The sequence below is a fragment of the Ignavibacteria bacterium genome, from assembly GCA_017303675.1.
In the GTDB taxonomy this organism is placed as follows: domain Bacteria; phylum Bacteroidota; class Ignavibacteria; order Tepidaquicellales; family OLB5; genus OLB5.
Map to the genome: position 1 here is coordinate 113766 of JAFLBX010000001.1, position 13524 is coordinate 127289.

The 13524-nt window shown below is 35.1% G+C and carries 13 protein-coding genes; 9 read left to right on the top strand and 4 right to left on the bottom strand.

Annotated features, from left to right (window positions below; genetic code table 11):
• Positions 1-114: 114 nt before the first annotated feature.
• Positions 115-3132, bottom strand: a complete 3018-nt coding sequence (locus J0M37_00550; GenBank protein ID MBN8583553.1) for a T9SS type A sorting domain-containing protein — start codon at positions 3130-3132, stop codon at positions 115-117.
• A 195-nt stretch (positions 3133-3327) separates the two neighbouring features.
• On the opposite strand from J0M37_00550, the gene J0M37_00555 reads away from it, so the two are divergent.
• From J0M37_00555 to J0M37_00570, 4 genes are all read left to right on the top strand, one after another.
• Complete coding sequence (locus J0M37_00555; GenBank protein ID MBN8583554.1) at positions 3328-5142, top strand: tetratricopeptide repeat-containing sensor histidine kinase; 1815 nt, start codon at positions 3328-3330, stop codon at positions 5140-5142.
• A gap of 77 nt (positions 5143-5219) precedes the next feature.
• Entirely contained in the window at positions 5220-6998 is a 1779-nt protein-coding gene (locus J0M37_00560) for a tetratricopeptide repeat-containing sensor histidine kinase (protein MBN8583555.1), read from the top strand.
• A gap of 84 nt (positions 6999-7082) precedes the next feature.
• A complete protein-coding gene (locus tag J0M37_00565; GenBank protein ID MBN8583556.1) occupies positions 7083-8864 on the top strand; it encodes a tetratricopeptide repeat protein in 1782 nt (593 codons plus the stop codon).
• Entirely contained in the window at positions 8857-9225 is a 369-nt protein-coding gene (locus J0M37_00570; protein ID MBN8583557.1) for a cupin domain-containing protein, read from the top strand. Before J0M37_00565 ends, J0M37_00570 begins: the two co-directional genes overlap by 8 nt.
• Here J0M37_00570 and J0M37_00575 read toward each other — a convergent pair.
• Positions 9218-10654: a hypothetical protein gene (locus J0M37_00575; protein ID MBN8583558.1), complete on the bottom strand. Its 1437-nt coding sequence runs from the start codon at positions 10652-10654 to the stop codon at positions 9218-9220. The genes J0M37_00570 and J0M37_00575 overlap by 8 nt on opposite strands.
• 326 nt (positions 10655-10980) lie before the next feature.
• Between J0M37_00575 and J0M37_00580 the strand changes: the two genes are divergently transcribed.
• From J0M37_00580 to J0M37_00600, 5 genes are read left to right on the top strand one after another with little or no spacing between them, the layout of a single operon-like run.
• Positions 10981-11193 carry a DUF1059 domain-containing protein gene (locus J0M37_00580; GenBank protein ID MBN8583559.1) on the top strand — a complete coding sequence of 71 codons (213 nt, stop codon included), beginning with the start codon at positions 10981-10983 and terminating at the stop codon, positions 11191-11193.
• Positions 11194-11225: 32 nt separating this feature from the next.
• Positions 11226-11525, top strand: a complete 300-nt coding sequence (locus tag J0M37_00585; GenBank protein ID MBN8583560.1) for a hypothetical protein — start codon at positions 11226-11228, stop codon at positions 11523-11525.
• A gap of 20 nt (positions 11526-11545) precedes the next feature.
• Positions 11546-11908 carry a cupin domain-containing protein gene (locus J0M37_00590; GenBank protein ID MBN8583561.1) on the top strand — a complete coding sequence of 121 codons (363 nt, stop codon included), beginning with the start codon at positions 11546-11548 and terminating at the stop codon, positions 11906-11908.
• A 22-nt stretch (positions 11909-11930) separates the two neighbouring features.
• On the top strand, positions 11931-12194 hold the full coding sequence (locus J0M37_00595) for a hypothetical protein (GenBank protein MBN8583562.1): 264 nt from the start codon (positions 11931-11933) through the stop codon (positions 12192-12194).
• 46 nt (positions 12195-12240) lie between these two features.
• Entirely contained in the window at positions 12241-12615 is a 375-nt protein-coding gene (locus J0M37_00600) for a cupin domain-containing protein (GenBank protein MBN8583563.1), read from the top strand.
• Positions 12616-12659: 44 nt separating this feature from the next.
• Here J0M37_00600 and J0M37_00605 read toward each other — a convergent pair whose 3' ends face one another.
• On the bottom strand, positions 12660-13160 hold the full coding sequence (locus tag J0M37_00605) for a hypothetical protein (protein ID MBN8583564.1): 501 nt from the start codon (positions 13158-13160) through the stop codon (positions 12660-12662).
• Positions 13161-13208: 48 nt separating this feature from the next.
• The gene (locus J0M37_00610; protein MBN8583565.1) at positions 13209-13523 is read right to left on the bottom strand and encodes a hypothetical protein; all 315 of its coding nucleotides are present in this window, start codon (positions 13521-13523) and stop codon (positions 13209-13211) included.
• Position 13524: the final 1 nt, after the last annotated feature.

The window sequence follows — 13524 nt, forward strand, 5'->3', positions numbered from 1 at the left end:
ATGCTGTTTTTAAAGCATTTTTGATATTTACAAATTTAATAAAAATTATATAATATATAAAGTCACAACAAAAAAGCCCGGTTATCACCGGGCTTAAAATTCAATATTAAAATTTTACTTCAATATTACCAGTTTCTTTACATCAGTAAATTCACCCGATTCCATTCTGTAGAAATAAATACCGCTTGCTAGATAAGATGCATTGAATTCAATTTCATAATTACCTGCAATTCTCGTTTCATTTACAAGTGTTTTCACTTCCCTGCCAAGTATATCATATATCCTGATAAGAACAAATGACTGCTTAGGCACCGAATACCTGATATGTGTAACCGGGTTAAACGGATTAGGATAATTTTGAGCAAGCTCAAACTTAACCGGGATCTGCTGATTATTTACAGCAAGTACAGAATTATACAGTATATTCAGGCAGTAATTTTCTACCCTGCCTGTATCACCTGAAGCCTGGTCTGATACTTTAAATATCCAGGGGCCGTGAATATCCTGCCCGTTGAAAACATTGAGCGGGCTTTCGGGTCTGAATGAACCGGTGAAGGGAGCTGTACCGGCTGAAATTGATACTGATGCTGAATCATCAAAAAGTGTATTTATAAAATTATCACCCCCTGAACCACGCCTGTTGGAAAGTATTACCTCGATGCCGGCAGGTGATTTAATGCTGAAAGAAATATCGCCATCATATGAATGAATGAGAGAGTTCATTTTAAAATTGAAATCCACTATAGTTCCGTATTGAGGGATAAACAAAGTATCATATGAAGTAACATTATCCCTGATAGGCACATAAGTTGACCTGCAAAAGCTTGCTGAAGCCTGGTTTGTAATATAAAATTTAAAATAACCTGATGCAGGCAGCATTCCTATGTTATGATTTGATGAATTATCTCTTGCTTTGATAACATAAAAAATTGAATCGCCTGCTGCAACATCTCCGTTAACCGAATTAAACATTCCTGTAAATGTATTGCCTCCTGAATTATTCAGCCTGAACATTTTTATTGGTGATGGAGTATTTTTATACCATTCCACCCATACACTGTCTATCCCGATATTATCCGTTACATTGCCTGTAACATTTACAGGCCACATTGGCTGGCCAATGCCGTTCAGCTGGGTATGTGTAATTACAGGGGCTGTAACATCTGCTGACGCTGTAAAGCTGAAATATGATGTTGGAGCATCAGGAGGCAGTATTGTAACGCGGTTAAGCTGGTCGCATGTTTTCAGGTAGTATTTATACACTGCTGCTGATCCGTTTCCGGGAATTGCTGCGCTCCAGTTATTACCTGATGTATTGGTCATAGAAATACTGTCAGTAAATGCACTTCCGCGTGTCCAGAAGAGTTTTGTCTTTGCCGGATCTATTGCTGAGCCTGAAGGAGTAATAACACAATTCACATTATACGGCCCGTTCAGATTTTCTGTGTTTGGCAAACAGGTATGAGAAATTACAGGACCGTATGCTGCCTGGTAAATTGAAGGATCGCCAAAGCAATTATACATTTCAAGGTATCTTCTCATATCTGTAGTAACGCTTCCGTAGTGCTGCACAAGATAATATTTTGCCATTACGAACATAGGAGCAGTTTTTTTAAGCCCGTCAGTGAACATAGCCCTGTAAAGCCTGCGTTCAAGGATATCATCTTCATCCCAGAAAGAGTTAACAGATGAGCCCCAGAACACTGAACCTGCCTTTGGTCTGCGAACCCATGTTTCACCAAAGCATTCGGAATTTTGAAACTGCCCTGTAAGGCAAGCAAATGAATATACAAACGGGTAGTAGGTATTATTAAGGGCGTTCACTTGTGATTGCGACAGCGGCGGTCCATCGGCCCAGCTTGTTGTGCTGCCATGTCCTGAATATATAGCAAATACCTGGTTATTGTTCAATGCATCAATAAGCTGCTGTGTTGTTGCATTGTAGGTATGTGTATATAATTTAACATTCGTATAAACTGAAGGAACAAAGAAACTATCAATAACAAAGTTATGTGTTCCTTCGGTAATAGCCCAGTTATCAGTTGATGCCATAAAAACATTTTTTTTGGGCAATCCGCCGATGTTGCTTTCCATATATATAGTTTTGTTAATTATATTGGTAAGCTCAGCGGCTGAAGAAACGGGGAACCTGCCGATAAATGCATCGGCAAACGCATCTCCACCTTCAAGCAGAGTATAGTTAAGGTCAGTATGCGGATTGTCAGAACCTACTCCAGTCCATTCCGGGATCTTATCAATATCGCCTGCAAGCAGAATAAATTCAGGTCTTGTTGCAATATTGTTATAACGGTTTTGTATGTATGCAAGAATAGCTGCTGTAGTGGTTCCCGTTGTGCCGGTATTTACCATGAGAACATTATATCCCATGCTTGCTTTATAAGAAGCGAATGGACCCATTACAGATTCATATTCAGGAGGTGTAATGATAAGATAGTTGTTTGTACCTGCTGAACGGACAACTTCAGGATTTACTGCCAATACATTGAACAGCTCTGCAAATGAAGAGCCTGTTGAGGAGTAAAATGGAAGTCCTGCCGGAAGCTCAATTTTTATCCTGCTGTTTTTGGTTATAACCAGCCTTCCTTCAGAAGGATCGTACCTGAAAGGCATAATTGTGACCATTATTGCCTTCACTCCCCCGATAATTACCGGTTCAGATAATTTTACAAGAGGGGCATTCAGGCTGCCTGAGCTTTGATAATAATTCCTGTTAATTGTAAACGGACGGTCTTTAAGGTTTTTTGATTTTTCCCATGGCGCTTGCGCCGGGAATATCTTCCGCTGAAGATATTTTTCTTCAGTGGTTTCATGTTGTATATAATAAGCCGGTGAAGTTTCTGCTTGATTAATGATGAGGATGAAAGTGAGCTGTGGTAACATTGGTAAGCCTTCATTTGGGGTGATACCATAATTATTAATATTTATGATATCGAATGCTTCGCCTTCTTTAGTTACTGTTTCAGAACTGTATGAAGGCAGGCTGAATTCTATTTCATACCCGTTTGATGATCTGATTAACTTTACTCCGTTAATATTCTGCGAATATGAAACAAAATTTACCGCCATGCACAATAAAATAACTATTGGCACGAATGCAGTAAAACGCTTCATGTTTTTTAGCTCCTGGTGTAAGAATTATTTAAAAGAACGTATTTACACCATACAAATATAAGTTGTAAGCAAAGGTTTTAAAATATATTTATTTACGACAAAATTTCAGTTTTTCGGGAAATCACTTTCATACAGTGAAAAAGTGTTTTTATTTAATACATTCTTTGCAATATTTGAATAAATATTGAAAAGTTAATGAATCTTCCCGCAGGTTATAATGAAAAGTTGTTTGAGCTTCTCGATGAGGTCAACAAACTGAAATTCAGTGAACCTCACAAAGCACTCGAGCTTGCAAATTTGGTTTATGTACAGGCTCTTAAATCCGCTGATGAAGAGCTGGAAGTAAACTGTCTTTACCTGCTTGGTGTCTGCAATGAAATAGTTTCCAACTATCCGCAGGCAATGAAGTTCCTTTCTGAAGCCATAAAGCTTGCAAAAGATCTTGGCAATAAGAAAATAATGGGAGACTCACTTAATTATGTTGGTGTTATTCATGATAACCTCAATAATTATTCCAATGCCCTGAAAGCTTATTTCAGAGCGTTAAAGATCTATGAAGATATTAAAGAAAGCAAAAAAACAGCAATTGTACTTTCAAATATCGGATTAATTTATACCAATATAAAAGATTACCGAAACGCCTTAAAGTTCTATTCCCATGCTCTTGATATAGCCGAAGAAGAAAATGATTTTGAATCTTTATTAATTACAAATATTAATATCGGTCTTACACACAGCCAGCTCGGGAATTTTGATGAAGCATTAAAGTTTCTGAACGACGCATTTGAAAAAGCTTCAGCAGGAAACGATAAACGCAGGACGTCATTAACACTAGATCATATTGCTGAAACATATATCAAATTAAATAACCGCAACGAAGCATTCAGGCTGTTTGAACAAAGCCGGAAGCTAAAGCTTGAGCTAGATGATAAACGCGGGCTTGTCAGGCTTTATTCCACAACAGGTAATCTTCACCTGCTGGAAAATAACATTGTTGAAGCAAAAGCGAACCTTGAAAAAGCATTGGAACTGGCAAATGAACTGGGTATCAAAAGATCAGTTCATGAACTCCATAAAATGCTTGCAGAAACATATGAAAAAATAGATAATTCCACCAAAGCCCTTTATCATCTTAAGATCGCATATTCAAAAGAAATGGAGCTTCTAAAAGAAGAAGCTGAATTAAGGGCAAAAAATATTTCTACTCAGCTTGAAATTGAACAGGCTCAAAAAGAAGCTGAAATTCAGAGGTTAAAAAATATTGAGCTTGCCCAGGCGCTTGAAGATGTTAAAAAACTGAATATAAGCCTGAAAGAACTTAATGATGAAAAAAATGAGTTTATGGCAATTGCAGTTCATGACCTTAAAAATCCCCTTCAAAACATTCTCTCGACTGCAAGAATTTTAAAAAGAAGCAGCGACCTGCCAAAAGAAGAAATGGCTGAATTTACTTCAAATATTATTAATCAAACTGACCGGATGTTCAACATCATTAAAAAACTTCTCGATCATAATGCAATAGACCAGGGCGAGCTTAAAATAAATATTTCTCAGTTTGATATCAACACTGTTTGCAAAGAAATTGTTAATAATTTCAGAGAGGATGCTGAAAGAAAAAACCTGAAACTTGAACTAAACGGCACAGAAAGTGACCTCCTAATCAATTCAGATAAGATAATTCTGTATGAAATACTTCAGAACCTGGTTTCAAATTCAATTAAATTTTCTCCGGAAGGCAAAGTAATAAGAATAAATGTTTTTGATGATACAGGAACAGCAAAAATAGAAGTAATTGATGAAGGTCCCGGTTTCAGTGATGAAGATAAACGAAAAATGTTCAATAAATTTGCAAAGTTAAGCGCAAAACCAACAGGCAACGAACATTCGACAGGTTTGGGACTTTCAATAGTAAAAAAATTATGTGAATTAATAGGTGCTTCGTTAAAGCTGGAAAGTAAAGAAAATGAAGGCGCAAAATTCATTATAAAAATAAAAATGCCCGGTAAATAGCTGAAAGAATAGTAACTTCAACATAACTTATTCACGTTATTACATCTTTGCTAAACCCTTCTAAATTTACAATAAGTATGGATAAAAAAACAGAACAAATTCTTGCAAAAGGTCAGAAAATCCGTGAATCTTCACCTTCTGATGCTTTAAAATACTTCGAAAAATCATTAAATCTGGCAAAAGCGCAAAATGACCTGCAGGCTGAAATTGAAATTTTATTTGATATTGCCGTAGCAAAACACAACCTTTCCCTTCACAGAGAAGCCGCATCTATTTTCAGAGATCTTTTAAGCTGGAAATATCAGTATAAAGATCTCTTTATGAAAGCAAATATATTGCGATGCCTGGCAGTTCAGTATATACGTAACAATGATATAGAAGAAGCAATTAAATACCTGTACGAAAGTGAAAAAGTAAGTAAAGAGTGCGGCTATGAAGAAAATCTTCATATGGTCGAATCCACACTTGGAAGTATATACATACAGCTTAAGATGTTCAATAAAGCACTTGAACATGAAATGAAGTCACTTGAAATTGCCTTAAAAATGAATAATGAACAAATGATCAATTATTCATACCTGGGGATCGGCTCGTGTCACTACCTGCTTGGTGATTTAGATAATGCAGAAAATTACCTGCTCAGATCATTGAATGGAGATCAGACAAAATACTCTCAGGCAAATACATATTATTATCTTTCAAAAGTATATTTTGATAAAAAAAATATTGAACAATCTGAAAATTATGCTAAGCTTGGGTACAAGCTTTCAGTTGAAAACAATATAAATGACTATAAGGCATTATGTCTTGGATTAACCGGTACCATCTTTCTTGAATATGGAGAAAATGAAAAAGCGATCAATTCAATTCAAGAAGCAATTAGCTTCTCTGAATCATTTGAGAACAAACGGATCTATTTCAGTTTGTATAAGGATCTTATAAAAGCATACGATATTACCGGAAATTATAAGGCAAAATCTGAAGCTTATGAAAAATTATATAATTACCATACTGAGTATCTTGAAAACCAGTCAAAACTAAAAATTAAACAGCTTAATTCCGAATATCATATTGAAAAAGCAAATAACCTTGCAGAGATCGAAAGATTAAAAAATGTTGAACTAAGAAACGCACTGGAAAATGTAAAGAAACTTAATGCGGAACTTGAAGTTCTTAACCGTGAAAAAAATGAATTTATGGCAATTGCCGTGCATGACCTGAAAAATCCTATTCAGAACATTCTTTCAACTGCCCGGTTGATAAAACGCAATTCTGGATTAAATGAGGAACTTGTAAGCCTTTCAGAAAATATTGTACAGCAGACAGACAGGATGTTTAACCTGATACGAAAGCTGCTGGACCATAATGCAGCTGAAGAGGGGCGTATAAAAATAAATAAGAGTGAATTCAAGGCTGAAAGTATTTGCAGGGATGTAATGAATGACTATAAAGAAGCAGCAGAAAGAAAACAGCTTAAGCTTAAATTCACAAATTTCTGCAATGGCCACACTCTGAAAACCGATTATGAAATTCTATACCAGATATTATGCAATCTTGTCTCAAATGCGATTAAATTTTCTCCTAAAAACAGGAATATATATTTAAGCCTTAATGCAGAGAACGGTTCATTTTTATATGAAATTAAAGATGAAGGACCGGGATTCAGCGATGATGATAAGAACAGGCTTTTCAGAAAATTTTCTAAGCTTAGCGCGCAGCCTACTATGGGTGAGAGCTCTACAGGGCTGGGACTTGCCATTGCTAAAAAGTTAAGCGGGCTTATAAATGCCGACCTGAACCTTGAAAGTAATCATGGCAAAGGGGCTAAATTTACAATACATATTTCAGAAAATTAACCGAGGTATAATATAACTGCTTTAATTGAAAACAAAAAACACTTATGCTTCACATTTAAAATGTGAATTAACAAAAAAAATATTATGATAAAAATTTCAACTCTTATTGATGAAGGAACCCGGATTAGGCAAAACATGCCTGCCAAAGCACTTGATATCTTTACAAAAGCGCTAAATGAATCGGAGATCGAATCAAATGGTAAGTTCAGGGCTATTTCACTTTTTAACATTGCTATTACTTACCTGATCCTGGGAGATTACAATAAATCAATTTCATATTTCCAGGATACATTGAAAACCTATTATGCAAAAAATACACCTGAAATTACAGCCGAAGCATTAAGGGGTATTGCCGGAAATTATGCAAGGAAATACAATTACCGTGAAGCCTTAAAATATTTTTATCTTTCAGAAGAAGCCAGCATAAAATGCTGGCATATGGAAAACCTTCATTTAGTTTACCAGGGTATTGCATCATTATATACCAAAATAAATCTGAACGAAAAAGCCCTTGCATATACACTTAAATCACTTGAAATTTCTGAGCAGAGCAGGGATGATGGTGCGCTTCAGACTTCATTAATGTCAATTGGGGCATGTTATTACAAACTGGGCAACACCAAAGAAGCTAAAAATTATTTCGAAGAATCTCTTTCATTTTCAGCGCACCCGTTTGCCGAAGCTAACGCTCTTCATTTTCTTTCCATTATGAAATATGACGAGGGCTCCTTTGAAGAAGCTGCGGCTATGGCTGAGAGGCAGATAGAGATTTGCAGTGAAAATAATTATTACGATTTCGAAGCTTTAGGGTACAGGCTTAAAGGCAAAATTGCTTATATTAATGGATGGTACCCGGAGTCGCTGGAAAACTTTAACAAAGCCCTGGAAATACTGAATACTGCCGGTGACAGGAACATAAAATTTTCCATACAAAAGAACATCATTAATACCTATGAAAAAATGGGTGAAAAAGACAAAATGATAGAATTGTATGGAGAACTTTACAGCAATCATATAAACCACCTTGAAAAAGATATACAGATAAAAATTGAACAGCTTGATTTTGAGACTGATACAGAAAATATCAAAAAAGAAGTAGAAAAAGAAAAAGAAATCAACCAGCAGCTTTCATCTGCGCTTGATGAAGTGCAGATACTTAATAATGAGCTTAAGAAAATGCATGAAGAAAAAAACAATCTTATGGGAATTCTTGCTCATGACCTAAAAAACCCGCTTCAAAGTATATTATCTTCAGTTAAGCTGATAAGAACGGAAAATGATGATAAGGTATTTATAGAAGAGATGACCAACAATATTACTCACCAGTCTGGCAGAATGCTTTCACTAATTAACAGGCTTCTTGATTATAAAGCTATAGAAAGCGGTGTTATTCCCCTTAATATAACTGAATTTAATTCTTCGAAGCTTTCTGCGAAACTTATAAAAAATTCACTCATCAATGCGGTTAAAAAGGATATATCCATCATAAATCAATGTACCTGCGGCGGAGTTATTTTAAAAACTGATTATGAAATGTTCTACCAGGTACTGGAAAATCTTCTATCCAATTCCATAAAGTTCTCTCCTCAAGGTTCAAAAATCTATTTAAGATGTATCAGTAATTCAGATGCGACAGTTTTTGTGATTGAAGATGAAGGACCCGGATTTTCAGAAGATGACAAGAAAAAAATATATTCAAACTTTGCAAAGCTGAGTTCGAAGCCAACCGATAACGAACACTCAACCGGACTTGGTCTTTCTATTGTTAAAAAATTATGCGAAATTCTAAAAGCTGAAATTCAGCTTAATTCAGAAAAAAATAAAGGCTCTAAATTCATTATCACATTCAAAAACACAAATGAGTAAAAAATTTTCGATCCAGGCCAAACCATTTATAGTTCCCGTTGCTGATGGCAAGATTATTGAAGAATTTTTCGGATCTGCAAGCGTTTCCGCAGGTGATCTGAGCTTTGCGCATATGATCGCACCTCCCGGCTGGAGCGAACCTTACCAGCAGCCTGAGTTTGATGAAATTACTTATATAATTTCCGGCAAAAAACAATTTGAAATTGATGGGGAAGTTATTGTCCTTAAAAAGAATGAAGCTATCTGCGTAAATAAAGGGACAAGGGTAAGATACTCTAATCCGTTCAGTGAACAGGTGGAATATTTTTCGGTTTGCAGGCCTGCATTTTCAATTGAAAAAGTACACAGGGAAATTAACTGAGTTTTTCCAGAAGCCAATCCTTATGTACAACATTCTGCACAGCCTTAATATTATTTTTCAATTGACGGTCCTTTGTTTCGCCCGCAGATCTTTTTATCAATTCTGAAGTAAACTTAACAAAATTCAAATGTCTTTCCTTTAGGTATTCTGTTATCAGCCTGTTTTTATTTAAAAAATGCCTGTACGAATCAATAAAAGCCAGTGCCTGCTCATAGTAACCAAGCTCATAATAATTCTTTAAAGCCCAGCTTTTAATATCCATTTTTAAAATGATATAATCATTTTTTACCTTATTAAGCTCAACAAGAGAAGCCGGGAAATCTTTTTTTAAAAATTTAACAAGAGCCAGACCGTAATGATACATAGACTCAGTATATTCTTTCTGAACCAAAGATGAGTATTTTATGATAAAATCTTCAGCCCAATCAATTTTTTTCAAATTTACAGCGCTTATGAGAATATTCTTAAATCTTTGTGCTGTCATTGTATTTGTGTGAAATGAATATGCTCCGGTTTTAAGCATATGTTCATAAACAAAGAAAACCTCTTGCCTGTATTTTGCAGTATTGTATTTGCTTCGCATTAAACAGCAGGTTTCCAGGTAATTAAGAAAATGGTTATTTTCATCGGTTGATAAAATCTCCTGATTAATTAAATATACTTTCCTGAATTCATCATATTTTTCTTCATTGCTTTCATCAGTCAGCGCTTCCAGCAAAGAGTAATGCAGTTTAAGGATTTCGTATTGTTTGGGCCTGTATGGTTTGAGATTTTTTATGAATGTAAAAAGATCCACATTTCCGATGAAATCCATTAATATATTGTGATCATATTTTACATTATAAGTTTTTTCATTAATAATAATATCCTGCGCATTGTGTATAAGCTCAATTATCATGAAATAAATAAGATTTTCAGCCCTGTTAAGTATATTCCCGCTGATGTGCAGCTGTTTATCCTTACGCAGATGATACTCAACATTAATAACTTCAAGCTCAAACATTTTAAAGAATTTATCTCTTGAGCTGGTATAGTTTTTCACTGAATCTAAAGCTTCCTTATAATTTTTTTTATAAACGGCATCCAGGTTTCTGTCCCTAAGCTCCTGCAGAAGACGTATGTAATCAACAGGGCTTTCAGAATAATCTGAATTAACCGAGAGGAATTCCTCTGAGAGCTTTAAAAGGTCAGATAATAATATTCTTATGACAGTATCATTGAATTTTTTGCCCGGGAAAAGCTTTGTAAAAAGCTTTTCTTTTTTGATATTTGGAGATGTGTAATCCGGATGATATTTGCGCAGCTGATCAAGAGTTTTAATTACGTTCTTATTGGAATTATAGTAAGGAGATGCTACAAAATCACGAAATGATTTTAACTCAGCTTTTGAAAATGTTTTAAGTATATCTATGATTTTACTTTTTAACATGTAATAAATTTATAACATTTTTAGATTAAATGAAAACTAATAAATTATGATTATTTAATACTTTATATGAATAATTCATAATTTAATAAGGGTGGATAATTCCTGAATTTTTATAACATTTAATCAAATATTTCAGTTTTATAAACTGTTATTACATTTCACTCCATTGAAATAAATAAAAATGCCTTAATTCTGCCAAATTTATTGAAATCGATATATATATAAGTCTAAAATGTAAATTATAGCAATCTAAATTTTATAACAAAGAATGAAAGAATTCTTTGTCATAAAAATTAATGACATTTATCTTTGACGAAAACCAGAATATGAAGAAAATATTCAAAAGAAAGCCGAGGTATTATATCGATTGTCGTGAATATCCCAGCAATTCTAAATGCTCCCTATATTTATCCGGAAAGCTTACGGAAGTACTGAATACATATGTTCATCATGCAGTTGAAGTACATGGACATAAAAACACCCCGGAATTAAGAAAAGAAATAAGAAAATTATTACAGTCGGAAAAAAATAAAATATAAATTTAAACTTATTAGCAGAAAGGAAACAAATAATGATAGTTGTAAGAGATATTTTTTATCTGAAATTCGGTAAAGCAAAAGATGCTAAACAGCTCTTAAGCGAAGCAAAAGGTATAAATGAAAAATACGGTTTTACAAACAACAGAGCATTAACTGACCTGGTTACAGCGAAGTCATACACCTTAATACTTGAAAGCCAGTGGGAGAATCTGGCTGCATGGGAAAATGCAATGAAACAGGGATTGGGAGCTGAAGACTGGCAGAAATGGTATGCTAAATTTATCCCGCTTGTAGATTCAGCCAGCAGAGAAATACTAAATATTGTTAACTAAATTAGAATAAGGAAAAAACTATGTATAAAAAACCTGAGATTAAAAATTTTAGCAAATCAGACGAAACCAGAGAATTTCCTTTGGGAAAACTAGAAATGCTTAACATTGGTGGAGCAGAGATTGGAAAAGCTGTATTAATGCCGGGATGGAAATGGTCTGAATCTGTAAAGCCCATTGCCCAGACAAAAAGCTGCGAAGCACCGCATTTTCAATATCATATTGCAGGTACTTTAAGGGTAAGAATGGACGACGGTACTGAATATGATTGCGGACCCGGTGATATTTCAGTTTTGCCGCCGGGACATGATGCCTGGGTAATTGGAGATGAACCTGTAATACTGGTTGATTTTCATGGAATGAGTGAATACGCTAAATCCAAATAACTTAAAACAGGAGATAAAAAAAATGAACAGATACCTGGTAGAAACTTCTCACAACAGGGAAGATTGCCTGCATGTACTTGACGAATTCGTAATTCACGGGCATATAACTCATTTTGAGTGGGGTTGTAAGAGCGGTGTTTGCACCGGTTGGGCATTTGTGGATGCTGAAAGTGAAGAACAAGCTCTTTATGCAGTGCCTGCTTTGATTAGAAATAAAGCCAGAGTAATTAAACTATCTCAATTTACTCCGGAAAAAATACAGGAATTTCACGAGGAAGAGTTATAAATAAACTACCCGGAAATTTAAAGGGTCAATCGAAAGGAAGACTAACATGAAATACTGTTATATTATATTTACGTTATTTTTAATTTTTACAGTTAATTCTGTATATTCTCAAAACTGGGAAGATGTAGATCCTAAAATGACTAATGTAATTGTTGATACTACTCTGATAAAATCAACCATAGCAACAATTGAGCCTGGCGAAAAAAGTTCTTTTCACACACACTATGCACACTTTTTTTACGCTTTAACCGACGGAAAAATTAAGATCTATTACAAAGATGGCTCGAGTGCAGAAATGGTTCTAAAAGCAGGAGATTACGGTTTTGCTAACCCCGAGAAACATCATCAGACTGAAAACACAGGTAATGCAACTTTAAAATTTTTACTGGTGGAGCTAAAAGAACATCCATTTGTAAAATAAAAAAGGCGGAAAAAATTTTCCGCCTTTAATTGTTTATAAATTTTTTAATTTAATCTTTTTGCAGGATTGGTCCAGGCAGTTATATTCCTGAACTTGCCTTCGTAATTGGGATATTGCAAAAGCTTGTAGTTTGAGCAATTCACAATTGTATCACATCCAAGTGTTCCCAAAACTACAGGAATTTCGTTTGGCACTTTTGGATATTTAGACCATGTTGCAGCCAGATAGTATCTGCCTGATGGTATTCCATCCATGCTGAACGGGGTTTCATAAAGCCAGTCACGGGTTTTTAAATTTAGAGAATCTGTTCTGATTGGAACACGGTTATAAGGATTTACACTATCTGCATTATACAGGGATATTGAATAGTAGCCGCCTTCCATGTATAATACTGAATCATAATGTGTAACATAACCCGAGAGCTTATCTCCGGGTCTGTTAACTTCCAGCGGCGGATCGCATGCCGAAAAGACAACAAGCAAAAATAATAGTATTATGGTTACATATCTCATCCCGCTGCAATATGCAGCGAATAGTAAAAGCATACCATAACCAAATTAGCTATTTTATGGTAGTATATTCACGCTACTACATTATGGAATAATTTTAAATATTTCCCACTTTTGTGAACCCGGAATTATAACCTTTGCCATTCTTTCAGCAAATGGCTTAAATTGAGGCTGTGCCATATCGGCAAGGGCTTTTTCAAACTCTCCCATTGAATTAAAAACATATTCATCAACAACATGCGCAGCAGATCTGCCTATATAACCGGTATAAACTCTCCCGCCGGTAGAAAGTGAAAAGCCCGAGCTTTTGTGTTTTTCTTCGCCCCATTCCTTAATTATCTGCAGGGCTTCGCCCAGCTTGCCAAACTGAATATCCAAAGACCATTGACAAAGAAACATA

Excerpts from the sequence above, each read along its gene's own strand:
- J0M37_00590 (MBN8583561.1), top strand. The coding sequence starts at position 11,546 with ATGTATAAAAAACCTGAGATTAAAAATTTTAGCAAATCAGACGAAACC.
- J0M37_00610 (MBN8583565.1), bottom strand. The coding sequence starts at position 13,523 with ATGTTTCTTTGTCAATGGTCTTTGGATATTCAGTTTGGCAAGCTGGGC.
- J0M37_00575 (MBN8583558.1), bottom strand. The coding sequence starts at position 10,654 with ATGTTAAAAAGTAAAATCATAGATATACTTAAAACATTTTCAAAAGCT.
- J0M37_00600 (MBN8583563.1), top strand. The coding sequence starts at position 12,241 with ATGAAATACTGTTATATTATATTTACGTTATTTTTAATTTTTACAGTT.
- J0M37_00555 (MBN8583554.1), top strand. The coding sequence starts at position 3,328 with ATGAATCTTCCCGCAGGTTATAATGAAAAGTTGTTTGAGCTTCTCGAT.
- J0M37_00570 (MBN8583557.1), top strand. The coding sequence starts at position 8,857 with ATGAGTAAAAAATTTTCGATCCAGGCCAAACCATTTATAGTTCCCGTT.
- J0M37_00580 (MBN8583559.1), top strand. The coding sequence starts at position 10,981 with ATGAAGAAAATATTCAAAAGAAAGCCGAGGTATTATATCGATTGTCGT.
- J0M37_00565 (MBN8583556.1), top strand. The coding sequence starts at position 7,083 with ATGATAAAAATTTCAACTCTTATTGATGAAGGAACCCGGATTAGGCAA.
- J0M37_00585 (MBN8583560.1), top strand. The coding sequence starts at position 11,226 with ATGATAGTTGTAAGAGATATTTTTTATCTGAAATTCGGTAAAGCAAAA.
- J0M37_00560 (MBN8583555.1), top strand. The coding sequence starts at position 5,220 with ATGGATAAAAAAACAGAACAAATTCTTGCAAAAGGTCAGAAAATCCGT.
- J0M37_00550 (MBN8583553.1), bottom strand. The coding sequence starts at position 3,132 with ATGAAGCGTTTTACTGCATTCGTGCCAATAGTTATTTTATTGTGCATG.
- J0M37_00595 (MBN8583562.1), top strand. The coding sequence starts at position 11,931 with ATGAACAGATACCTGGTAGAAACTTCTCACAACAGGGAAGATTGCCTG.
- J0M37_00605 (MBN8583564.1), bottom strand. The coding sequence starts at position 13,160 with ATGCTTTTACTATTCGCTGCATATTGCAGCGGGATGAGATATGTAACC.